Annotated in this window: 18 protein-coding genes; 13 read left to right on the top strand and 5 right to left on the bottom strand. The window is 53.6% G+C overall.

The annotated features are described in order from the left end of the window. Positions 1-102 precede the first annotated feature (102 nt). From upp to ACNT1W_RS10625, 3 genes are read left to right on the top strand one after another with little or no spacing between them, the layout of a single operon-like run. The gene (gene upp / locus ACNT1W_RS10615; protein WP_012006125.1) at positions 103-753 is read left to right on the top strand and encodes a uracil phosphoribosyltransferase; all 651 of its coding nucleotides are present in this window, start codon (positions 103-105) and stop codon (positions 751-753) included. Positions 754-777: 24 nt separating this feature from the next. Next, positions 778-1,002, top strand: coding sequence for a tautomerase family protein (locus ACNT1W_RS10620; protein ID WP_135344442.1), 225 nt, complete (start codon positions 778-780; stop codon positions 1,000-1,002). A gap of 20 nt (positions 1,003-1,022) precedes the next feature. Then, positions 1,023-1,718: an HAD family hydrolase gene (locus ACNT1W_RS10625; protein ID WP_261434700.1), complete on the top strand. Its 696-nt coding sequence runs from the start codon at positions 1,023-1,025 to the stop codon at positions 1,716-1,718. A 21-nt stretch (positions 1,719-1,739) separates the two neighbouring features. Here ACNT1W_RS10625 and ACNT1W_RS10630 read toward each other — a convergent pair whose 3' ends face one another. Continuing rightward, the gene (locus tag ACNT1W_RS10630) at positions 1,740-1,988 is read right to left on the bottom strand and encodes a hypothetical protein (protein WP_156816645.1); all 249 of its coding nucleotides are present in this window, start codon (positions 1,986-1,988) and stop codon (positions 1,740-1,742) included. A 122-nt stretch (positions 1,989-2,110) separates the two neighbouring features. On the opposite strand from ACNT1W_RS10630, the gene ACNT1W_RS10635 reads away from it, so the two are divergent. The 3 genes from ACNT1W_RS10635 (at position 2,111) to ACNT1W_RS10645 (ending at position 8,231) form a co-directional block, all read left to right on the top strand. Beyond that, complete coding sequence (locus ACNT1W_RS10635; RefSeq protein ID WP_419246753.1) at positions 2,111-5,947, top strand: amino acid adenylation domain-containing protein; 3,837 nt, start codon at positions 2,111-2,113, stop codon at positions 5,945-5,947. Further along, positions 5,944-6,870: a pseudouridine-5'-phosphate glycosidase gene (locus ACNT1W_RS10640; protein WP_419246754.1), complete on the top strand. Its 927-nt coding sequence runs from the start codon at positions 5,944-5,946 to the stop codon at positions 6,868-6,870. The genes ACNT1W_RS10635 and ACNT1W_RS10640 overlap by 4 nt, the downstream gene beginning before the upstream one ends. A gap of 215 nt (positions 6,871-7,085) precedes the next feature. Continuing rightward, positions 7,086-8,231 (top strand): MFS transporter, encoded by a 1,146-nt coding sequence (locus ACNT1W_RS10645; protein WP_112362573.1) that lies wholly within the window; start codon positions 7,086-7,088, stop codon positions 8,229-8,231. A 50-nt stretch (positions 8,232-8,281) separates the two neighbouring features. Here ACNT1W_RS10645 and pflA read toward each other — a convergent pair whose 3' ends face one another. From pflA to ycaO, 4 genes are all read right to left on the bottom strand, one after another. Continuing rightward, positions 8,282-9,022, bottom strand: coding sequence for a pyruvate formate lyase 1-activating protein (gene pflA, locus ACNT1W_RS10650; RefSeq protein ID WP_012006131.1), 741 nt, complete (start codon positions 9,020-9,022; stop codon positions 8,282-8,284). 300 nt (positions 9,023-9,322) lie between these two features. Continuing rightward, on the bottom strand, positions 9,323-11,605 hold the full coding sequence (gene pflB, locus ACNT1W_RS10655) for a formate C-acetyltransferase (RefSeq protein ID WP_017892272.1): 2,283 nt from the start codon (positions 11,603-11,605) through the stop codon (positions 9,323-9,325). 54 nt (positions 11,606-11,659) lie between these two features. Beyond that, positions 11,660-12,520 (bottom strand): formate transporter FocA, encoded by an 861-nt coding sequence (gene focA / locus ACNT1W_RS10660; RefSeq protein ID WP_012006133.1) that lies wholly within the window; start codon positions 12,518-12,520, stop codon positions 11,660-11,662. Positions 12,521-12,982: 462 nt separating this feature from the next. Then, a complete protein-coding gene (ycaO, locus tag ACNT1W_RS10665) occupies positions 12,983-14,746 on the bottom strand; it encodes a 30S ribosomal protein S12 methylthiotransferase accessory factor YcaO (protein ID WP_017892273.1) in 1,764 nt (587 codons plus the stop codon). Positions 14,747-14,894: 148 nt separating this feature from the next. Here ycaO and ansB point away from each other — a divergent pair, with 148 nt between their 5' ends. The 7 genes from ansB to ACNT1W_RS10700 all read left to right on the top strand — a co-directional run bounded on the left by ansB (position 14,895) and on the right by ACNT1W_RS10700 (position 24,430). Then, entirely contained in the window at positions 14,895-15,941 is a 1,047-nt protein-coding gene (gene ansB / locus ACNT1W_RS10670) for an L-asparaginase 2 (protein WP_012006135.1), read from the top strand. Between the two features lie 282 nt (positions 15,942-16,223). Then, positions 16,224-17,309 carry a 3-phosphoserine/phosphohydroxythreonine transaminase gene (serC, locus tag ACNT1W_RS10675; protein ID WP_017892275.1) on the top strand — a complete coding sequence of 362 codons (1,086 nt, stop codon included), beginning with the start codon at positions 16,224-16,226 and terminating at the stop codon, positions 17,307-17,309. A gap of 115 nt (positions 17,310-17,424) precedes the next feature. Beyond that, on the top strand, positions 17,425-18,711 hold the full coding sequence (gene aroA / locus ACNT1W_RS10680) for a 3-phosphoshikimate 1-carboxyvinyltransferase (protein WP_012006137.1): 1,287 nt from the start codon (positions 17,425-17,427) through the stop codon (positions 18,709-18,711). A 276-nt stretch (positions 18,712-18,987) separates the two neighbouring features. Next, positions 18,988-19,677 carry a (d)CMP kinase gene (gene cmk, locus ACNT1W_RS10685; RefSeq protein ID WP_012006138.1) on the top strand — a complete coding sequence of 230 codons (690 nt, stop codon included), beginning with the start codon at positions 18,988-18,990 and terminating at the stop codon, positions 19,675-19,677. A 181-nt stretch (positions 19,678-19,858) separates the two neighbouring features. Then, positions 19,859-21,538 carry a 30S ribosomal protein S1 gene (gene rpsA / locus ACNT1W_RS10690; protein ID WP_012006139.1) on the top strand — a complete coding sequence of 560 codons (1,680 nt, stop codon included), beginning with the start codon at positions 19,859-19,861 and terminating at the stop codon, positions 21,536-21,538. 62 nt (positions 21,539-21,600) lie between these two features. Next, positions 21,601-21,885 carry an integration host factor subunit beta gene (gene ihfB / locus ACNT1W_RS10695; RefSeq protein ID WP_004942652.1) on the top strand — a complete coding sequence of 95 codons (285 nt, stop codon included), beginning with the start codon at positions 21,601-21,603 and terminating at the stop codon, positions 21,883-21,885. Between the two features lie 280 nt (positions 21,886-22,165). Continuing rightward, a complete protein-coding gene (locus tag ACNT1W_RS10700) occupies positions 22,166-24,430 on the top strand; it encodes a ComEC family protein (protein WP_419246865.1) in 2,265 nt (754 codons plus the stop codon). Positions 24,431-24,456: the final 26 nt, after the last annotated feature.

Below are 24,456 nucleotides of genomic sequence, written 5' to 3' on the forward strand. Positions count from 1 at the left end.
TACAGACTGACTTTTATTTTTAATCGATATAAGCCTTCCTTTCACCTAACCCGGTGAAGGGCGGTGCTTATGCATCCATTACTCTGTTAAAAGAACAAGGTTATGAAACTTTCTAATATTCATCTGCTAGCCCCAAGTCATTATCTTACTTATTTACACACCCAAATCCGTAATAAGCAGGCGGAGCACGCCTGCTTCGAATATTATAGCGATCAACTGTTGCGCCAACTGCTGGTGCAGGTTGCCGCCTTACTGCCGTATGAAAAAAATGAGGTGATTACGCCCATTGGCGAAACCTATGCGGGGCTAAAACTTGCCCGCGGTATTTGCGGCGTTTCGGTTATCCGTGCCGGGGAAAGTTTTGAGGGCGAGTATCGCAGAATGTTTAGCGGCCAGCCGATAGGCAAAATACTTATTCAACGCAATCCGCAAAGCAAGCTACCCAAATACTTCTACTCACATTTCCCCGACGATATTGCCGAACGCGCCGTGTTGTTATTTGAACCTATGCTGGCCACGGGCGGTTCGCTGATCATGGCAATCGAAACGCTGTTGGAGCAAGGCGTGCCGCTGGAAAATATCTATGTTGTTAATGTATTGGCATCGCCGGTGGGGGTCGAACGTTTGTTTGCCCGTTTCCCTGACATCCAACTGGTGACCTCATCCATTGAACAGGGACTCTCGGATCAGGCCTTTATGAAACCGGGGATCGGCGACTTTGGTGACCGATATTTTGGTACCCGGCACGGGTAATTAAACTCTACAAAGGAAAAAGACATGCCGCACGTGAAAATTCAGCACTTTCCGCAGGTACTTTCCCAAACTGCCAAGAATGCACTGGCAGAGGAGATAACGCGGGCTATTACGCAAGCATTACAGTGCGATGCCGGCGTCGTCTCCATTGCAATAGAGCCGGTATCTGCCGAGGATTGGCAGGCGCAGGTTTATCGCCCGGAAATAGAAAATAAAAAAGACTGCTTAATTAAAGTCCCTAATTACTGACCCTCAAGAAGGTGACATCTATGAAATCTGAACTCAGAGTCATTATGTTTGACCTTGACGGCACCCTGTTTGATACGGCGAGAGCGATAGTCTCTGCCTTTCGTGCCACCTTTCAACAACTGCAATTACCGCAGCCGGCCGAGGATGAGCTGATTCGTGAAACGATAGGCCTGCCGTTGGAGCGTGCCTTTGCCCAATTGCTGTCTCAGGAGGCCGATAGCCAGACAGTAACCGACTGCGTGGCGGAGTATCAACGGCAGTTTCAGACGCTGATTTTACCCATGGCGGCATCACTGTTATTTCCTGGCGTCGCTGCGGGCCTGCAACAGTTGAAAGGAGCGGGTTTTCATCTGGCGGTGACCACCAATAAGTTCGCACGCAGTGCAAATTCGCTATTGGCGGCGGCGGGCATTGCCCCGTTGTTTGATGTGGTGGTTTGTGCTGACCAGGTAACGGAGAAAAAACCGGCGCCGGAGTCTGGCAACAAAATCCTGGATCACTATCAGGTCAGGGCGATCGATGCGGTGATGGTGGGGGATACTACGCACGACATATTGATGGCTCATCAGGTTGGCTGTCAGGTGATCGCGGTGGATTATGGTATTCAAAATCGTCAGGTACTGGCCGCGGCCGAGCCCAGCATTATTGTAAGCTCTTTTGCCGCCGTGGTTGACTGGTGCCGTCACAGAGACGTTAGTCGCGCAGCAGCAGGCTAGCAACAGCAAAAGCATTACGGGTTATTCAGGGCCGCAGACAGCGCTATTTCTTAATGGTGAAAGTTTACGGGCGATAAATATCGCCATGCTTACGCCGATAACGCCATTAGCGCCATGACAAATAAATAGATCCAAAGGATATGGGCAAAAGTCGCTCAGGCTCATGCCTGCGAAAAAAATGACGTCAGTTGTCATCTGCCAACTGGCAACTATTAACTCTGAAAGAGGGTGAATGCCGAAAAGCTGCATGGATAACGACAGTAATGACAACGACAGATATCCCCTAATTGTATAAGGCCGGCATTTTCCCTGAATGGGGAGTGTTGCTAAAGCATGTCGTCATTACAACCCTACCGGGATCCTGGCAAATGTGAGGCGTTCATAGAGTAAAAATGGATATTTCGGCGGGACTATTTGAACAGTTGGCTCAACACTACAGCCAGCAACCCGAAGCCATTGCGGTACAAGACGCGGACAGCGTACTGAGTTATCGCGACTTCTGCCATCATGTTTTTAGTATTTCCTCCTGTTTGCGGCAGTGGATTAACACTGACAGAGTCTGTATCGGTTTATTCTGCGAGCCTTCCACTACTCTGGTAAGCGGTGCCTGGGGTATTTTGGCCAGCGGTTATGCTTATTTGCCGTTGGCGCCAGAATATCCCGATGAGCGGTTGCGTTATATGATTACCGACTCAGAGGTAAAAGTTATTCTTTGCCAATATCATCTCAAAGAAAAATTGCAAACGCTGATCGGGCCAGATGTCACGATTATTACCGACAATGATATCCCTTATCTTTCTGATTTGCCCAAAGCGGTTTTTGACATTGCTGATTCTTCCGATGCCGCGCGGCTGGCTTATGTGATTTACACCTCAGGTAGTTCGGGCAAACCGAAAGGCGTAATGGTCAGTTACCCTAATATTTCTCGTCATATGCATTACCTGTCCCATCGTTTTGCTTTTGGCGCACAGAGTAAGATTTTGCAGAAAACGCCCATGAGTTTTGATGCGGCGCAGTGGGAGATCCTGGCGCCGGCGATGGGATGTTCGCTGGTGATAGCACCGAAGGACTGCTACCGCGATCCGGATATGATGGTGGCGACCTTGCTGCGTCATCAAATCACCAGCCTGCAATGCGTACCGACGCTGCTGCAAGCGCTGGTCGAGCAGCCACTGTTGCAGGATTGCCAGGCGTTAACGCAGGTCTTTTGCGGTGGCGAAATATTGACGCGCAACCTGGCAAAGCAATTCTTTCAGTGCCTGCCGCAAGCTCGCCTGATCAACCTGTATGGCCCAACGGAATGTACCATCAATGCGTCGGTGCACGAGGTTGAGAAAGAGAGTCTGGAACAGTCACCTGACGCCGTTTCGATAGGTCGGCCGGTGGAGGATACCGCGTTTTATGTGCTTGATGCGCACCGTCAGCCGGTGGCCGAGGGTGAAAAAGGCGAGCTGTACATCTCCGGTGTGCAGGTGGCCAATGGCTATTTGCTGCGTCCTGAGTTAACGGCTGAACGGTTTCTGACGAATCCATTTAACTCTGCTGCGGAACATGCGCGCATGTATCGCACTGGCGATGTGGTTTACCGGGATAGTCTCGGCTGCTATCACTTTGCCGGCCGGGCAGATAACCAGATTAAACTGCGCGGTTACCGTATCGAACTCGATGAAATTCGCCTGGCGATTGAGCGTCACCTCTGGGTGAAAAGGGCGGCGGTAATGGTCAATGAAGACGAGCGAACGCATTATCAAAACCTGATCGCCTGCGTCGAGTTGGACTCACAGCATGCGGCGTTGATGGATCAGGGGGTCCACGGCGAGCATCATCAGTCGAAGGCCAGCAGGCAACAGGTCAAGGCGCAGCTGTCCAATGCGGGGTGCCGCAGCGAGGACGAGTGCCGGGCATTGCCAGCGATCGCGCTTGCCGGCGCACAGGCTACGGCGCAGCAAAACTATCGGGCTTTCAGCCGCAAAAGTTACCGTTTCTTTGAAGGGACGACGCGGGTTACCGAGGCGCAATTATTGTCAATTCTGGGGCGCAGCCCGCGTGCCATGTTGGCGAGCGACCTGCAAACGCTGTCGGTGGAGGATTTTGGCGCGCTGCTGCGTAACTTTGGCCAGTTCGCCAGTGAAAAACGATTGTTGCCCAAATATGCCTACGCATCGCCGGGGGCGCTGTATTCGGTTCAGATGTATCTCGAGCTACACCGAATGTTTGGCTGGCCGGCGGGGATCTACTATTACCACCCGGTAAACCACCGTCTGTATTGCGTATGCGAACTGCCTGAACAGGCAACGGGCAGCCTTGAAATCCACTTTATCGGCAAACGCGCGGCTATCGATCAGGTTTATCAGAACAATATTCAGGAGGTTCTGGAGATGGAGGCCGGTCATATGTTGGGGCTGTTCGATGAACTACTGCCAGAATATGGTCTGCAGGCAGCCTCCGGCGCCCAGCCGGGGGCGTTGCCACAGTGGTATGACGGAGCCGCAACTGACTATTATTTCGGCGATTTTCGCATTCAGCCCGCCAATATGGAGGCCGTTGTCGACCACCCGGAATTTTTTGTCCAGGTTCATGCGCAGGGCGTCGCCGATATGTCTCCTGGGCTGTACCACTATCGCCAGGGCTCGCTGCATTTTATGGATGAGGAGATCCTGGCACGTCATCACGTTATCGCTATCAATCAGCAAGTCTATCAGCGTGCAGGTTTTGGCATCATGCTGGTGAACAACCATGCCGATGCTCTGGGGCATTACATTATGCTGGGGCGTGCGCTGCATCGTCTGCAAGCCAATCCGCTGGGGCTGGGGATGATGTCGGCCGGCTATAGTTCGAAAAGCGGGCACGACTTGCCTGCTGCAAAGGCGATGCGGACGCTATTGACCCGCCACGGGTTGCCGATGCAGAGCTGTTATTTCTGTATCGGCGGCCCGCTCAGCCAGTCGCAGCTGTGCCATGACGGCATGGATGAGGATCGGGTGCATATGCAAGGGCCAACTGAAATGCTGAAAGCCGATTTAGCCGCGCAGTTGCCACAATACATGATCCCGAACCGCGTGCTGGTCATGGACAAGCTACCGCTGATGGCCAACGGTAAGGTCGACCAACAAACGCTTAATCGTATGTATGCTTGCCAACTGAATACCGAAAAGCCAATCGTGGTACCGGAGGGCGAATTACAACAGCGTTTGGCCGAAATCTGGTGCCGGGTCATGAAGTGGGAAAGGGTCTCTGCGGACGATGATTTCTTTGAGAGCGGGGGTAACTCACTCACCGCAGTCATGTTTATCAACCAGGTCAATAAAGCGCTCGATATTAAATTGCCGATGCAGATCCTGTTCCAAACGCCGAACATCGTTGCTTTGGCCGACTGGATAGAACGCAATGCCTATCTCGCGCCACAGTTGTCGCGCTTGGTGCCCTTTAATCGACAGCAGGCACCGGCGATTTTTTGCTGGCCAGGTCTGGGAGGCTATCCGCTAAGTCTGAAAGCGCTGGGAGAGAGTCTGAGCCAGGCGCGTGCCTTTTATGGCGTGCAGGCGCTGGGCATTAACGAAGGGGAGCTGCCACTAGAGTCCATTCAGCAGATGGCGGCGGCAGATATCGCGCAAATCCGACGCTTGCAACCCCAGGGGCCCTATACGTTGTGGGGATATTCCTTCGGCGCACGCGTGGCTTTCGAGGCTGCCTACCAGCTGGAGGCCGAGGGGCAGGTGGTGGAGGAGCTGTACCTGATTGCTCCCGGTTCGCCGAAAACGCAATTTGACCGAGAGCAAGAGGGTAACCAGCAGGTCAACTTCACCAATCCGGTGTTTGTGGCGATTTTATTTTCCGTTTTTGCCCGCCAGGTGGAAGGGCCATTGCTTGAACGCTGTCTGGCAGAGTGCCGTGAAGAGGGGGACTTTGTGCGTTTTATTTGCCGCTGTTTCCCACAGCTTCAGGTGGAACTGGTGGTGCGGATCATTGAGATCGTCAAGCAAACCTATGCCTTCGGCTATAACTTCGAGGAACTGCAGCAACGCCAGGTTCGGGCGCCGGTGACCGTTATTAAAGCGGCCGGTGACCATTATTCCCAACTTGAAAATTCACCGGCCCTGCAGGCCAATCCACCGCGGGTGATCTCGCTGGCGGTGGACCATTACCAACTGCTGCTGCCTGAAGGTGTCGCGCAACTGCAAGCGGCCCTGTTTCCCTCTGTTTCCGTTAATGTGATAAGTGAGTCATGATGCAAGCTAATTTACTGCCTTTGGTTATTCATCCTGAAGTGAAGGCCGCCCTGGAAAGTCGCCACGCGGTGGTTGCACTGGAGTCAAACGTCATTACCCACGGGCTGAACTATCCTGCCAATGTGGAGACTGCGCTGGCGGTGGAGGCGGCAGTCCGCCGCAGCGGCGCGGTTCCTGCGACCATTGGTATCTGCGATGGCGAAATTTTGGTGGGCATGCATCGCGAACAGATCGAACGTTTCGCCACCACGCCTGGCATTGCGAAAGTATCCAGCAACAATTTGCCTTTTGTGCTGGCGCAAAAAAGCATGGGAGCCACCACGGTGGCTTCGTCGCTGATGTTGGCCGAACTGGCCGGTATTGGTTTCTTTGCCTCTGCGGGCATTGGTGGTGTGCATCGCGGGGGAGAAGACAGCATGGATATCTCTTCCGATTTGATCCAATTTACCCGCACTAACGTGACGGTGGTGTGCGCAGGAGCCAAAAATATCCTCGATATCGGGCGTACGCTGGAGTTTCTGGAAACCCAGTGCGTTCCCGTGGTGACCTATCAGACGGACGATTTCCCGGCCTTCTATTGTCGCAGTAGCGGCTATCGCAGTCCGCAACGGCTGGACAGTCTGGAGGCGATTGCTCAGGCGATTGATATTAACCACGCATTGCCGGGCAGTGCGGCGATGGTGGTGGCAGCACCGACCAAACCGGAGGATGCGATTGACAGCCGTGACGTTCAGGCAGCGATCCAGGCCGCCATCGAGAATGCGGCCGCCGAAGGCGTAACTGGCAGCCAGGTAACCAAATTCATTATGAAAGCGGTTGAGCAGGCGACCCATGGGCGTTCGGCCATGGCCAATGCGGCAGTATTGGTGAACACCGCCGAAATTGCGGGTCAGTTGGCTATGGTTTATCACCGGTCGCGCTAAGAAAAGCCGGCGTTGCCCTCAGGGAAGGGGCGGCGCCGGAACCCGATTGGCGCATGCCTTAAGCGGTCATTGGGGGGCACTTTCCTGATGATGTTACCCTGCACTAGGATGACAAAAAACAAATCGTGCGATCCACTGATAAGAGCTGATTGACTTTTTTATCGCCAGTGGCATGATGCGCGCACTCTCATTGCGCGTTCGGTTTCAATCTCACTATGTCCGCATATTCCCGGCCAGTGCTCCTGCTGCTCTGTGGCCTGTTGTTGCTCACGGTTTCTATTGCCGTATTGAATACGTTAGTTCCTCTTTGGTTAACCCATGCTCAGTTGTCAACCGGGCAGGTGGGAATGGTAAGTTCCTCTTACTTTACCGGCAATCTGTTTGGCACGCTGATGGCGGGCAAACTGATCCAGCGCATTGGGTTTACCCGCAGTTATCACCTTGCCTGCGTGGTGTTCGCCGTGGCGACCGCCGGTATGGCGTTGTCGCTCGATTTCTGGAGTTGGATGGGCTGGCGTTTCTTTGCCGGTATCGGCTGCGCCTGGATTTGGGTGATTGTTGAGAGCGCCTTATTGCGTAGCGGAAATCTTACCAACCGTGGCCAACTGCTGGCGGCCTATATGATGGTTTACTACCTGGGAACGGTGGTCGGCCAACTGCTGCTGAGTATGGTGTCTACCGAACTGTTGAACGTGGTGCCCTGGGTGACGGCCATTGTGATTAGCGCCATGTTGCCGATGTTGTTTGCCCGGATTAACAGCCAGCACGACGAACCTCAGCACGCCGCGGTTTGGCCGATGCTGAAACGCCGCAGTGCGCGGTTGGGCATCAATGGCTGTATTATCTCCGGTATTGTTCTCGGCTCGTTGTATGGCCTGATGCCGCTGTATTTATCCCATCAGGGGATGAGCGACGCCAACGTCGGTTACTGGATGGCATTACTGGTCAGTTCAGGCATTGTTGGCCAGTGGCCGGTAGGGCGACTGGCTGATCGCTATGGGCGCCTGCTGGTGTTGCGTATTCAGGTATTCGTGGTGATCCTCGCCAGCGTGGCGATGCTCAGTCACTCTGCCATGGCACCGGCGCTATTCATTCTCGGCTGTGCCGGGTTTACCCTGTACCCGGTCGCGATGTCCTGGGCCTGTGAGAAAGCGATGCCTCATGAGCTGGTGGCGATGAATCAGGCACTGTTGATGAGTTACACCATCGGCAGCCTGCTCGGCCCGTCGATGACGGCGCTGCTGATGCAAAATTATTCCGACCAATCGCTGTTTGTGATGATCGCCGCAGTCGCCCTGGTCTATCTGATGATGCTGCTGAAAAAGCCGGACCCGCAACACACCCCGCTGGCTGCCGCCTGAGCATAAAAAACCCGGCCATAGCGCGCCGGGTTTTTTTTGTAGCCAAGGCCTCAGTACATCACTTTGTGGCCGTAGCTTTCCAGAATGCCTTTGACGCGTTCCATGGTGTCCGCTTTCGGCGGATGGACGCCGTCCAGCTTGTACTCTTCCCCCATCGCCACCCACTTATGCTTGCCCAGTTCGTGATAAGGCAGCAGTTCGATTTTCTCGATGTTGGTCATATCCTTGGTGAATTCGCCCAACAGGTGCGTCGACTTGTCATCATCTGACCAACCCGGCACCACGACGTAACGGATCCAGGTGCGCTGATTACGTTTCGCCAGATAGCGAGCGAACTCCAGCGTGCGGTGGTTGGAAACGCCGACCAGATTTTGGTGAATGTCGTCGTTCATCTGTTTGAGATCCAGCATGACCAGATCGGTGGCATCCAGCAGTTCGTCGATCACCGGATCGTAACGGCGGACAAAACCGTTGGTGTCCAGACAGGTGTTGATACCTTCTTCGTGGCAGGCGCGGAACCAGTCGCGGACGAACTCGGCCTGCAAAATCGCCTCGCCGCCGGAAGCGGTAACGCCGCCGCCGGAAGCGTTCATAAAGTGGCGATAAGAGACGGCGTCTTTCATCAGCTCTTCCACGGTGACTTCTTTCCCGCCGTGGGTATCCCAGGTATCACGGTTGTGGCAATACAGGCAGCGCATCAGGCAGCCCTGGAAGAAAACGATAAAGCGGATCCCTGGGCCGTCTACGGTGCCACAGGATTCGAAGGAGTGGATGCGACCTTTCACTGACATTGCGGGGTTTTCTCCAATATTGACTGTCAAACGCAGTCTAAAAGTAGGCTTGTAACCGCCAGACAGGGATCAGCGATGCAGCAAGCGGGCAGGGCCCGGCGACTGGGGTGGAACGATTCCTGTTGGCCGGTTATTACGCCGGTTAACTGTTTTGCCGGATAGCCATTCTATTGAGTATAGCCATCTGGCAAAACAGACTCGCGCTGAGTCAGGGGAGTGCATTTATTAAAAAGGCCGGAAAGATCCGGCCCCGGGTTTCAGCTTAACCACCGGGCGGGAAACCCCGCCCGGATGGGGCAATTACATCGACTGAGTGAAAGTACGGGTAATTACGTCTTGCTGTTGTTCTTTGGTCAGCGAGTTGAAGCGAACGGCATAACCGGATACGCGGATGGTCAGCTGAGGATATTTCTCAGGGTTTTCCATCGCGTCCAGCAGCATTTCACGGTTCATCACGTTAACGTTCAGGTGCTGGCCACCTTCGATAGAGGCTTCGTGGTGGAAGTAACCGTCCATCAGACCTGCCAGGTTGGCTTTACGCACGTCGTCATCTTTACCCAGCGCGTTTGGCACGATGGAGAAGGTGTAGGAGATCCCGTCTTTCGCATAGGCAAACGGCAGTTTGGCTACGGAGGTCAGGGACGCTACGGCACCTTTCTGGTCACGGCCGTGCATTGGGTTGGCACCTGGACCGAATGGAGCGCCTGCACGGCGGCCATCTGGGGTGTTACCGGTTTTCTTGCCGTAAACCACGTTAGAGGTGATGGTCAGTACAGACTGAGTCGCTACTGCATTACGGTAGGTGCGCAGTTTCTGAATTTTCTTCATGAAACGTTCTACCAGGTCACAGGCGATGTCATCTACGCGAGCATCGTTGTTACCGAACTGCGGGTATTCACCTTCGATTTTGAAGTCAACGGCCAGACCGTCTTCGTCACGGATGGTGGACACTTTAGCGTACTTGATAGCAGACAGGGAGTCAGCCGCCACAGACAGACCGGCGATGCCGCAAGCCATGGTGCGATAAACGTCACGGTCATGCAGCGCCATCAGTGCAGCTTCATAGCTGTACTTGTCGTGCATGTAGTGAATGATGTTCAGCGCGGTCACGTACTGCTTGGCCAGCCAATCCATAAAGTGGTCCATGCGTTCCATGACTTTGTCATAGTCCAGCACGGTATCCATCATTGGCGCTTCTTTCGGGCCAACCTGGATTTTCATTTTTTCATCAACGCCGCCGTTGATGGCGTACAACATGGTTTTCGCCAGGTTGGCACGGGCACCGAAGAACTGCATTTGTTTGCCGACAATCATCGGGCTGACGCAACAGGCGATGGCATAGTCATCGTTGTTGAAGTCAGGACGCATCAGGTCGTCGTTTTCATACTGTACGGAGGAGGTGTCGATAGACACTTTCGCAGCGTATTTTTTGAAGTTCAACGGCAGTTTTTCAGACCACAGGATGGTCATGTTCGGTTCCGGAGACGGCCCCATGGTGTACAGGGTGTTCAGGAAACGGAAGCTGTTTTTGGTGACCAGGGTACGGCCGTCAACGCCCATACCTGCCAGGGACTCAGTCGCCCAGATTGGGTCACCGGAGAACAGTTCATCATACTCAGGGGTACGCAGGAAGCGAACCATACGCAGTTTCATCACCAGGTGGTCAATCAGTTCCTGCGCCTGTTCTTCGTTCAGTTTGCCCGCTTCGATGTCGCGTTGGATAAACACGTCAAGGAAGGTGGACACGCGGCCGAAGGACATGGCTGCGCCGTTCTGGGATTTCACTGCAGCCAGGTAGCCGAAGTAGGTCCACTGTACGGCTTCTTGCGCGGTGGTAGCCGGGCCAGAGATATCGCAGCCGTATTTGGCCGCCATTTCTTTGATTTGACCCAGAGCGCGATGCTGTTCAGCAATTTCTTCACGCAGCTGGATGGTCATTTCCAGATCTTCGCCGTTTTCCAGCTTGGTCTGCAGTGACTTGAACTGGTTCAGCTTGTCGGCCATCAGGAAATCGATGCCGTACAGGGCTACGCGACGGTAGTCACCGATGATGCGGCCACGGCCGTATGCATCTGGCAGACCGGTCAGCACGCCGGATTTACGGCAGTTCAGAATGTCTTTGGTGTAAACATCGAATACGCCCTGGTTGTGGGTTTTGCGGTATTCGGTGAACACTTTTTTCAGCTGTGGATCCAGTTCGCGGCCATAGACCTTACAAGAACCTTCCACCATTTTGATGCCGCCGAATGGGATCAGCGCGCGTTTCAGTGGTGCATCAGTCTGCAAACCAACGATGGTTTCCAGCTCTTTGGCAATGTAGCCTGCGTCGTGCGAAGTGATGGTAGCTGCAACGTTGGTGTCGAAATCAACTGGCGCATGGGTGCGGTTTTCCAGTTTGATCCCTTCCATAACCTTGTCCCACAGGGTGGAAGTGGCCTGAGTTGCGCCGGCCAGGAAGGATTCGTCACCCTCGTAAGGAGTGTAGTTTTTCTGGATGAAGTCACGAACGTTGACTTCATTCTGCCAGTCACCCTTACTGAAACCTTCCCAAGCTTTGGCTAACTTCTCGTTAAGTTCGGTCATTATACACCTACCTTTATTTGTGGAGTTCTAACTCGGCGCGCGGTAACTAACAGCTTAGTGCTGTTGTTCACCACCACGCAGATAAATTACCCAGTAAGTCAACCCAACCAGCAGGCCGCCACCAATGATGTTGCCAATGGTGACCGGGATCAGGTTGTCGATGATAAAGTTGCTTACGGTCAGATGAGCAAACTGCTCAGGTGTTGCCCCTACGGCTTGCCAGAATTCTGGCGTGGCGAAGTTTTTAACCACGATACCCATAGGGATCATAAACATGTTGGCGATGCTGTGTTCAAAACCGCTGGCGACAAACATACCGACTGGCAGGATCATGGCGAACATTTTGTCCATCAGGCTGCGGCCGGAGTAGCTCATCCACACCGCCAGGCAGACCATCAGGTTAGCCAGGATGCCGAGGCAGACGGCCTCAACAAAGGTGTGATGCAGCTTGTGATCCGCGGTTTGCAGGACGTTCAGGCCCCACTGACCGTTGGCGACCATGTGCTCGCCAGAGAACCAGATGAGTGCCACAAAGAACAGTGCGCCAATCAGGTTGCCAATATAGACATTCAGCCAGTTGGCGCCCAGTTGGCACCAGCTGATGCGGCCGCTGGCCTTGGCAATGACAATCAGCACGGTGGAGGTGAACAGGTCGGCGCCCGAAACCACCACCAGCATTAACCCCAGAGAGAAACAGATGCCGCCGACCAGTTTTGCCAGGCCGAAAGGCACACCGGCAGTGCCGGTAGTCGCAGTGATATAAAACACGAATGCGATTGAAATAAAGACGCCGGCAGTGATCGCCAAATAAAACGTTTTCAGCGGATGCTTGGTGGCTTTATACACACCTGCATCTTCAGCGATTTTCGCCGTTGCTGCAGGTAATATCAGATCGAAGGGGTTGTCAGCTTTCACACTAACTCTCGCTTTTAAGGGTTAAAACAACGCAATAAGATACTAACAAAGCAGTATAGGGTAAAAATTGATTTGGATCATAAGGCGAGAAACTAAAGCAGCCAAAAACCAGATAAATCGCAAGGTTTATTGAGTTAAATTATTGAATTTAATGATAAAACTATTTTTTAATGTTTGCAAATAATTTTGAAAAGACGGTTGTGGTAGCCTCGATAAGGTTAAATTTTAACGCATTTTGTCACTTTTCAGGTGGTAGGGTTTAATTATCGGTTAATTATTATTTCACCAGCCAGTAACAATTGCCGTTTTATTTGTCTTGTTTGCCGATAAGTGCGTAATGAGTCGAAAAAAATAAACAGAAAACTCGCTTATTTAACCGCCAAAATAAGAGGGTGGTATTTTTGAGCAGAGACTTTGAGGTTTAGCGCCGGCAGAGATCCACCGGCGCAAAAGGTACTGAGATTATGCCTGTGCCCAATAACGGCGCTTGGCGTTCTGCAGTTTTTCGTAGGCCGCTAACAGAGCCTGATGAGCCGGCAAGGCTTTCAGACTGCTATCGACCGCGAACAGGCCGTTAAAGCGCTCTTCGCCGCTGATGGCCGCAGAGGCAGCATCCACCGCTTCCTGACCGTACATTTTCACGAAGGCCGCGTAGTACTGCGCCGGATCGCGTTCTGGCTCTTGCGTCAGCAACAGCAGGGTTTGCAGGCAACGGTAGTAGTTGCTGCGTGCCGGGCTCAACACCGATGCGTTGAAGTCCTGCGTCCATTCGGCCCAGATCAGCGCCTGATCCATATCGCCGCCGGCCAGCGCCAGCATTGATTTCAGCTCGCCCACGCGCAGGGTATTCCAGGCGTTGTCTTTACCGGTGGCAATCCCCAACAGCTCACGCACGCGGGTGAAATCGTCCAGGCCTTCGTCGTCAAAGCGTTCAATCAGCGCCAGATATTCTTGTGGCTCCCACTCACTGCCCGGCAGCGCCAGCAGAAGATCTCGCAGATGTGCGCCCATGCTGTTGTTAGCCAGCAGCAGGTCTTCCGCAGGATAGATGTCTGACATGCCCGGTACTATGATACGGCAGGCGTACACGTCCAGATGCTCGTAGTCGGCGATGTACACTTCCGCGCCTTCTTTATCGAAGATGCTCATCAACGTGGCGAACTCTTCCTGAGTGCTGCCGCTGAAGCTCCAGTCGACAAACGGGTAATCCGCATCCTGCTTGAACATATCCCAGGAGATCAAACCGCTGGAATCGATAAAGTGGGTTTCCAGGTTGGTGTGCTCCGCCACTTCTTCGTCGTCGAAGGTTGGCGCGGTGAACACGTCCAGATCCTTCAGACTGCGGCCCTGCAGCAGTTCAGTCACGGTACGCTCAAGCGCCACGCCAAAATCAGGGTGGGCACCAAACGAGGCGAAACAGGTGCCGTTAGCCGGGTTGAACAGCACAACGCAGATCACCGGATAATTGCCGCCCAGTGAGGCGTCGTAGGACAGGATAGGGAAACCTTCTTCTTCCAGCTTGGCGATGGCTTCCACCACGCCCGGATAGCGGTTCAATACTTCCGCCGGGATCTCCGGCAGGCTGATGGATTCGGCGATGATGCGGTTTTTCACATAGCGCTCGAACACCTCAGACAAACCCTGCACGCGAGCTTCGTTGGCGGTGTTGCCGGCAGACATGCCATTGGACACATAAAGGTTACCGATGATGTTCATCGGGATATAAACCGTCTGCTGGTCTGACTGACGGGAAAACGGCAGGGCGCAAATGCCACGATCGCCATTACCGGACTGCAGATCGATCAGATCGCTGGCGTTAACATCCTGATCCGGATTGTAGAATGCATGCAGACGTTCATCGAGAATACCGGCCGGCAGCGAATCATCGGCCGGGATCGGGAACCATTTCTCGTTCGGGTAATGCACGAAATCGCCTTCGGCAATCTGCTTGCCCAGATAGAAGTCGGCAAAGAAATAGTTGGTAGAAAGGCGTTCGAAGTATTCGCCCAAAGCGGAAGCCAGCGCAGCTTTCTTGCTGGCGCCTTTACCGTTGGTGAAGCACAGCGGGCAATCGCGATCGCGGATGTGAACCGACCATACGTGCGGCACCGGGTTCAGCCAGGAGGCCTCTTCGATATTAAAACCCAGATCGCTTAATTTCTGTTGGAAACGGGCGATAGAGTCTTCCAGCGCGGCATCTTTGCCAGGGATAAAAGTTTGCGTCATTGTCTTCACTTTTTGAGCGTACTAAAAACGCGCAATGATACGGGGTTTTACGCCCAAGCTCCACGTATTCCTAAATCGGTGGCAAAGTCACAGTTTTTTTGAGGATAAGGGCCATAATTCAGCGGGTTATCTATCATGGAGAAACCTAATGAAATCAGTGAAACTCAGCGTTGTAGCGTTACTGCTGGCGGGGGCAAGCGGTTCTGCGTTGGCATTGCCCACCATTACCCTGTTGGCGACCGGCGGCACCATTGCCGGTGGCGGCGAGTCGGCGACAAAATCCAACTATACGGCGGGCAAACTGGGCGTTGATGCTCTGGTGAATGCCGTACCAGAGCTGAAAAACGTCGCCAATATCCAGGGTGAGCAGGTGGTAAACATCGGTTCGCAGGATATGAATGATGAGGTTTGGCTGAAGCTGGCGAAGAAAATCAACGCCGACTGCGCTAAAACGGACGGTTTTGTTATCACCCATGGCACCGACACGCTGGAAGAAACCGCCTACTTTCTTGATCTGACGGTTAAATGTGACAAACCGGTGGTGATTGTCGGGGCCATGCGCCCGGCCACGGCGATGAGCGCCGACGGCCCGTTTAATCTGTATAACGCCGTAGTGACGGCGGCAGATTCGCAATCGGCCAAACGCGGGGTGCTGGTGGCGATGAACGACAGCGTGCTGGACGGGCGTGATGTGACAAAAACCAACACCACATCGGTACAGACTTTCCAGTCGCCCAACTTTGGCCCGCTTGGCTATATCCATAATGGCAAGGTTGACTATCAGCGTTCACCGCAGCGCAAGCACACCACGGATACGCCGTTTGACGTCTCCGGTCTGACTGAGTTGCCCAAAGTCGGCATTATCTATAATTATGCCAACGCCTCCGATGCGCCTGCCAAGGCGTTGATTGCCGAAGGTTATCAGGGCATCGTCAGTGCCGGAGTCGGTAACGGTAACCTGTACAAAACGGTGTTTGACACGCTGGCGACGGCTGCCCATAACGGCGTCGCCGTGGTGCGTTCTTCCAGAGTGCCCACCGGGGCGACTACCGAGGATGCCGAAGTGGATGACGCCAAATTTGGTTTTGTTGCCGCAGGTACGTTAAACCCGCAGAAAGCGCGGATCCTGCTGCAATTGGCGCTGACGCAGACCAAAGACGCCAAACAAATTCAGCAGATGTTTAATCAATACTGAGTGCCTTTTCTTCTTTCGGGGGCCTGCGCGGCCCCCAGCCATGTCGGCTGAATACAGCATAAAAAACCGCGTTAACCCACTGAATTGGCCGCTGTCACAGCGTTTTATTGCAAAAATTACCGGTGATTTGGCAGAGCCTGTTATTGCAGGGATAACGCGTTTCCCGGCGGCGGGCGAATAACCATTGCAGGCAGGGGGCGCGAGTGATAAAACCGATGGGTTAATTCGGGCGTATTTCGGTAGGCCAGTTTCATTGGCGAATAGTGAATGTGGTGAGGGGAAATGACTCAGGTTTATAATTTTAGCTCTGGTCCGGCCATGCTGCCGGTTGAAGTTTTGCGTCGTGCGGAACAGGAGCTGTGCAACTGGCACGGTCTTGGCACCTCGGTGATGGAAATCAGCCATCGCAGTAAAGAGTTTATCGAAGTTGCTCAGCAGTCCGAACAGGACCTGCGCGATCTGCTGAAAATCCCCTCCAATTATAAAGTCCTGTTCTGCCACGGCGGTGCCCGCGCACAGTTTGCCGCGCTGCCGCTGAACCTGCTGGGTGACAAAACTACCGCGGACTATATCGACGGCGGTTATTGGGCGCACAGCGCTATCACCGAAGCGCAAAAATACTGCACGCCAAACGCCATCGACGTGAAAACTTCCGTCGACGGCCTGCTCGGCATCAAACCGATGAAAGAGTGGCAGTTGAGCGACGACGCGGCCTACGTGCACTATTGCCCTAATGAAACCATCGACGGCGTGGCTATCGATGAATTACCGGATTTTGGCGATAAAGTCGTGATCGGCGATTACTCTTCTACCATTTTATCTGGTCCGCTGGACGTCAGTCGTTTTGGCGTGATTTATGCTGGCGCCCAGAAAAACATTGGCCCGGCCGGCCTGACGCTGGTGATTGTGCGTGAAGATCTGCTGGGTAAGGCGCGCCGCGAAGTGCCGTCGATCCTCGATTACACCGTGCTGGCCGAAAACGACTCGATGTTCAACACGCCGCCGACCTTTGCCTGGTATCTGTCCGGGCTGGTGTTCAAATGGCTGAAAGAGCAGGGTGGTCTGGTAGAGATGCACAAACGCAATCAGGCCAAGGCCGAACTGCTGTATGCGACTATCGATAAGTCTGATTTTTACCGCAGCCGGGTGGCGCTTGCCAACCGTTCCTGGATGAACGTACCTTTCCAGTTGGCGGATCCCGCGCTGGACAAGGTGTTTCTCAGCGAAGCTGAAGCCATTGGCTTGCAGGCGTTGAAAGGCCATCGAGTGGTTGGCGGTATGCGCGCTTCTATTTACAATGCCATGCCGTTGGCTGGCGTGAAGACATTAACCGACTTTATGGTCGACTTCGAACGTCGTCACGGTTAAGCCGGGTAGCCTGCCTTGAGCGGGCAACCTTCGCTGTTGTCCTTTTTGAATTAAAGCGGCTCCGGCATTTTCCCGGGGCCGTTTCGTTTATCAGATTTTGGAGATTTTTGTTCACATGGTGGATTCCCTGACGTTACAACCGGTTGCCCTGGTCAATGGCACCGTCAACTTACCCGGCTCCAAGAGCGTATCCAACCGTGCTCTGTTGCTGGCTGCGCTGGCGGAGGGAACGACAACGCTGACTAACCTGCTGGACAGCGACGATGTGCGCCATATGTTAAATGCGCTGCAGGCGCTGGGCGTGAGCTATCAGCTGTCAGACGATCGCACCACCTGTAAAGTGGACGGTGTTGGCGGCCCGCTGGTGGCCAGCAAGCCGCTTGAACTGTTCCTCGGCAATGCCGGTACCGCGATGCGCCCATTGGCAGCCGCTCTGTGCCTGGGCAGCAACGATGTGGTGCTGACCGGCGAACCGCGCATGAAAGAGCGTCCGATCGGTCATCTGGTCGATGCTCTGCGTCAGGGCGGCGCACAGATTGATTATCTGGAACAGACTGATTATCCGCCATTGCGTCTGCGCGGCGGTTTCCGCGGCGGCGATGTCACCGTCGATGGCAGCGTTTCCAGCCAGTTTCTGACCGCATTGCTGATGACGGCCCCTTTGGCAGAACAGGACACCCATATCCATATCAAGGGCGAACTGGTTTCCAAGCCGTACATTGATATCACGTTGCACCTGATGCGTACTTTCGGCGTCGAGGTTAGCCACGACAACTACCGCGTGTTCCACATTAATGGTCGCCAGACCTACCGTTCTCCGGGCGACTACCTGGTCGAGGGCGATGCTTCTTCCGCCTCTTACTTCTTGGCGGCAGCCGCGATTAAAGGTGGCACCGTGCGCGTAACCGGCATCGGCAAGAAAAGTGTTCAGGGCGATACCAAGTTCGCCGATGTTCTGGAGAAAATGGGCGCGCGCATTACCTGGGGTGATGATTATATCGAATGCAGCCGCGGTGAATTGCGCGGCATCGACATGGATATGAACCATATTCCTGATGCGGCGATGACCATTGCGACCGCGGCCCTGTTTGCCGAAGGCCCAACGACCATTCGCAACATTTATAACTGGCGGGTGAAAGAGACCGATCGGCTGGCTGCGATGGCGACAGAGTTGCGTAAAGTGGGCGCTGAGGTAGATGAAGGCGAGGACTATATTCACGTAGTCCCACCGGCCAAGCTGAAGTTTGCCGATATAGGTACCTACAACGATCACCGTATGGCGATGTGCTTCTCGCTGGTGGCGTTGTCTGATACACCGGTGACCATTCTCGATCCTAAATGTACCGCGAAAACCTTCCCGGACTATTTCGAACAGTTGGCGCGCATCAGTCAATTGGCGTGATCCGCAGTCAGATACTTTCTTTTAAGGCCCTTGATTGGGCCTTTATTGTTTTTAACGCCCGGAGCCTGGATCCGTCCGCTATACTTTTGCGCGGTCATACGCTTATTTTCAACAACCAGACAGTTCCAGGGTAACAGTTCGTCGTTTGGCAGCGTATAATGCGCCACCGTGACTGCCCCGATTGGGCGGGCGGCAGGGACGGTTTTAATTATGCTTTCGCATTGTGCTGGCGGCAGGTTATGTCCCTGTAAGGTTTTCTACCTGAAGGAGAGAGAAATGACGGCTACAGCCCCAGTGATAACCGTTGATGGACCAAGTGGCGCAGGCAAAGGCACCTTGTGCAAGGCGCTCGCCGAATCCCTTGGTTGGCGTTTGCTTGACTCAGGAGCGATTTATCGCGTACTGGCGTTGGCAGCGCTGCATCATCAGGTTGATATCACGTCTGAGGAGGCGCTGGTTCCACTGGCCGCACATCTCGATGTTCGCTTTATTGCCCAGGATGGCAAACTGCAGGTTATTTTGGAAGGTGAGGATGTCAGCAATGAAATCCGCACTGAAACCGTCGGCAATACCGCTTCACAGGCTGCGGCTTTCCCGCGTGTGCGTGAAGCCCTGTTGCGCCGCCAGCGGGCATTCCGTGAGGCCCCTGGCCTGATTGCCGATGGCCGCGACATGGGCACGGTGGTGTTCCCCGATGCGCCGGTCAAGATTTTCCTGGACGCCAGTTCTGAGGAGCGTGCGCACCGCCGCATGCTACAGTTGCAGGAAAAGGGCTTTAATGTTAACTTTGAACGTCTTTTAGCCGAGATAAAGGAACGGGATGACCGTGACCGTAATCGGCCTATCGCGCCACTGGTGCCTGCTTCTGACGCCCTCGTGCTGGATTCAACCAGCATGTCGATTGACGAAGTCATCCAGCGTGCGTTGACTTATGCACATGAAGTTTTAGCGTTGCCGCAGCAATAAGCGCGGCGGCGTTATTGGCTTTTTGTCATATTTGTCATGGTAGTATCGAACTATATCGGGTAAAATTTTACCCCTGTAACCTAAACCCTGTCGGCATGGAGCCAATGGCGGGGTATGTGAAACAACCCCATTCGGCGGGATGCTAAATGGACGTTAAACTATAGAACCCTGAAGATTAAACATGACTGAATCTTTCGCTCAACTCTTTGAAGAATCCCTGAAAACAATCGAAACCCGTCCGGGTTCCATCGTTCGTGGCGTTGTAGTTGCTATCGACAAAGACGTAGTACTGGTTGACGCCGGTCTGAAATCTGAGTCTGCCATCCCGGCTGAGCAATTCAAAAACGCACAGGGCGAGCTGGAAATCCAGGTAGGCGACGAAGTTGATGTTGCGCTGGACGCTGTTGAAGATGGCTTCGGTGAAACTCTGCTGTCCCGTGAGAAAGCTAAGCGTCACGAAGCTTGGATCACGCTGGAAAAAGCTTACGAAGAAGCTGAAACTGTCGTCGGTGTTATCAACGGCAAAGTTAAGGGTGGCTTCACTGTAGAGCTGAATGGTATTCGTGCGTTCCTGCCAGGCTCCCTGGTTGACGTGCGTCCAGTACGTGACACTCTGCACCTGGAAGGCAAAGAGCTTGAGTTCAAAGTCATCAAGCTGGACCAGAAACGCAACAACGTTGTAGTTTCTCGCCGTGCGGTTATCGAATCAGAGAACAGCGCAGAACGTGATCAACTGCTGGAAAACCTGCAGGAAGGCATGGAAGTTAAAGGTATCGTTAAGAACCTCACTGACTACGGTGCATTCGTTGATCTGGGCGGCGTAGACGGCCTGCTGCACATCACTGACATGGCTTGGAAACGCGTTAAGCATCCGAGCGAAATCGTCAACGTTGGCGACGAAATCACTGTTAAAGTGCTGAAGTTCGACCGCGAGCGTACTCGTGTTTCCCTGGGCCTGAAGCAACTGGGCGAAGATCCATGGGTTGCTATCGCGAAACGTTACCCAGAAGGCACCAAGCTGACTGGTCGTGTAACCAACCTGACTGATTACGGCTGCTTCGTGGAAATCGAAGAAGGCGTTGAAGGTCTGGTACACGTTTCTGAAATGGATTGGACCAACAAAAACATCCATCCGTCCAAAGTTGTTAACGTGGGCGATGTAGTGGAAGTTATGGTTCTGGACATCGATGAAGAACGTCGTCGTATCTCCCTGGGTCTGAAGCAGTGCAAAAACAACCCATGGCAGCAGTTTGCAGAAACCCACAACAAGGGCGACCGCGTTGAAGGTAAAATCAAGTCTATCACTGACTTCGGTATCTTCATCGGCCTGGACGGCGGCATCGACGGCCTGGTTCACCTGTCTGACATCTCCTGGAACGTTGCAGGCGAAGAAGCAGTTCGTGAATACAAGAAAGGCGACGAAATCGCAGCGGTTGTTCTGCAGGTTGACGCAGAGCGCGAGCGTATCTCCCTGGGCGTGAAGCAACTGGCTGAAGACCCGTTCAATAACTACCTGTCTATGAACAAGAAAGGTACTATTGTTACTGGTAAAGTCACTGCAGTTGACGCCAAAGGTGCTACAGTTGAATTAGCAGGCGGCGTAGAAGGTTACCTGCGTGCTTCTGAAGCCTCTCGCGACCGCATTGAAGATGCAACTCTGGTTCTGAATGTGGGTGACGACGTTGAAGCTAAATTCACCGGCGTTGACCGTAAGAACCGCGTAGTAAGCCTGTCCGTACGTGCTAAGGACGAAGCTGACGAGAAAGATGCAATCGCTACTGTTAACAGCAGCAGCAAGCAAGAAGAAAGCAACTTCTCTAACGCAATGGCTGAAGCTTTCAAAGCGGCTAAAGGCGAGTAATGACGGGGGGCGGTTTTTGACCGCCCCGATACGGTAGTTTAGCTGCAAAGCTTGGAGGAACTATGACCAAGTCTGAACTTATTGAAAGACTTGCTGGCCAGCAATCTCATGTACCGGCGAAAGCCGTTGAGGATGCAGTGAAAGAGATGCTAGAACATATGGCTGCTACGTTAGCCGATGGGGAACGCATCGAGATCCGCGGATTCGGCAGTTTTTCTCTTCACTACCGTGCTCCGCGTGTGGGCCGCAACCCGAAAACTGGTGATAAAGTTGAGTTGGACGGCAAGTACGTTCCTCACTTCAAGCCAGGCAAAGAGCTGCGTGACCGTGCCAATATCTATGGCTAGTCACTGACTACCCATAGAGTTGTTGCTTGTAAAGAAATATAAAACGGTGCCTTAGGGCGCCGTTTTTTTTGCCTGTTATTTACTGGCGGCTGCCTCGGCGCTTCTTGCGAGCTACGCCGCAGCATGCGGCTGGCCGCGGTAACGACCGCTATTATTGTGCGAAGAGGATCGCGTACTGTCAGATTGCAGATGGTGAGTATTGGCCAATGCGTAAACAATCCCGTGAAGTTGGCAGCCTGGATTGCTGCCTTATAGCGGGAGAACACCTATCAAAACCTCGTTGGATTTGGCGGCAAGTGCGGTTATCTGCGGCATTTCCCCGTTGCTCATCATGCCGTACTTACCCGATGTGCGCATCGCTCTGTGGGTGATCTTACCCGTTTGTCTCTGCCTGTGGGGGAGGGGCTGCGCAGGCCGATTTATGGCGTGGGGGGCTTTGGGTTTTCTTTGGGCGGTATTCTCTGCCGGGACCCTGGTGAATCAAATCAATCGTCTGAGCCAGGGCCCGGTGGTGAGCGCCGTGGTTCAGGTTAGCAGTATTGCACTGGCTGGTGCGACGCGAAAGCAGACGGTTATGCGTATCGAACGGCTCAATGGTCGATGGCTGGTACCTTCCATCGCTTTCTCGACTCTCTGGAAGCCCAAAGATCGCGCCTTGTGTGCCGGGCAACGTTGGCAGTTGCAACTGCGCTTGAGGCCGATACACGGCAATCTTAATGAAGGGGGTTTTGACCGCCAGCGTTGGGCCATGTCGCAGCGTCAACCGCTAACGGCGCAGGTGAAGAGCGCTGTAATCCTGGAACAAAACTGTGGTTGGCGGCAGAGGATGATCGCGCATGCCGAGAATAATATTGGCACTCTTCGCTATAAAACGGTGCTGCTCGCGTTGGCATTTGGTGAGAGAGCCGCGCTGGAACCGGCGTTAAGAACCTTGATGTTGAAAACCGGTATTGCTCACCTGATGGCTATTTCTGGGCTGCATGTGGCGATGGTAGCCATTTTGATTTGGGGTGTGCTGCGGGCGATGCAATTTTTTTTACCGGCAAGGCTGATTGACCACCGCTTTCCGCTGATCGTCAGTTGGCTCGGTGCCTTAGGGTACGTTTGGTTGGCTGGCGCTCATCCACCGGCGCTAAGAACGGGGTTGGCGCTGACATTGTGGATGCTGTTACGTATACGCGGCATCCATTGCTCCTCCTGGCAAATCTGGTTGTGGTGCGTTGGCTTAATTCTGGTTTGCGATCCCCTGGCGGTACTATCCGACAGCTTCTGGCTCTCGGCCACTGCAGTATTCTGCCTGATTTTCTGGTTTGAATGGGTGCCGTTAAATCCCCGTTTTCGTTCGGGATGGCACTGGGCGCCATTGCGCTGGCTGCATATCCAGCTTGGCATTACGCTGCTATTGGTGCCCATGCAGGCCGGACTGTTTCATGGCCTGACACTTGGCTCCATACCGGCCAATCTTTGGGCGGTGCCCCTGGTTTCATTGATAACAGTGCCGTTAATCCTGCTGGCGGTGGTGGCTGGTATTTTCCCTGTGTTAAGTGCGGGACTATGGCGGTTGGCGGATTTTACATTGGCAGGGGTTTTTGCCCCATTACACTATCTGCAAATCGGTTGGGTCGATCTCGGTGCCGCGTCGTTGGCTGTCAGTCTTTTCGGGTGGTTACTGGTGATTTTTTGGCGTTTCTACTGGTGGCTGCGTTATGCCACGGCGCTGGTCACTTTGGCACTGTGTTGCGTTCTGTGGCGTGAAAGAGAAGCCCAATACCGTTGGCGTGTAGACATGCTTGACGTTGGGCATGGCCTGGCTATGGTGATCGAAAAGAACGGCCGGGCAATCTTGTATGACACCGGCCCCCGCTGGGGCACCGGTAGTGCTGCCGGTCGGAATATTTTGCCATTTCTTAACTGGCGAGGATTACCTGTGGAAGAAATTATTCTCAGTCACGATCATCTGGATCATATCGGTGGTATTGAAGAGATACAGCGCGCATTCCCACAAACCAGGGTAAGGAGTCCACGTCTAAATGCCGGCCACTTACCCTGCGTGGCGGGAGAGCGTTGGCAATGGCAATCGCTTCAGTTTCAAGTGCTGTGGCCGCCAAAGGCGGTAAAATTGGCGGGGAATGATGATTCATGCGTCATCCGTATCGATGATGGTAAATATAGTTTGTTGCTGACGGGGGATGCAGAAAAAAGGACGGAGGCACAGTTGGTTAGATATCAACGCCCTTCATTGAACGCTACTGTGTTACAGGTGCCGCATCATGGCAGTAAAACCTCGTCTACCCCGCCTTTTTTGCGTGCGGTAGCGCCGAAAGCGGCAATAGCTTCGGCATCACGTTACAATAAATGGCGATTACCTGCGGTTAAAGTGGTCGCCAGATATCTGGTAAATGACATCCTTTGGCACGATACTTCGCGCTCCGGTCAGTTATCTGTACTTTTTTTCGACAACGATTGGCAAATTAATGGCTTTCGTGAACAATTAATGCCCCGTTGGTACCATCAGCGGTTTGGCGTAGAGGGTGATAATGAGTAAAATAGGCCGCTATTTCTTCCGATGCT

Origin of the sequence: Serratia sp. NFX21, assembly GCF_048517035.1 — a bacterium.
In the GTDB taxonomy this organism is placed as follows: domain Bacteria; phylum Pseudomonadota; class Gammaproteobacteria; order Enterobacterales; family Enterobacteriaceae; genus Serratia; species Serratia quinivorans.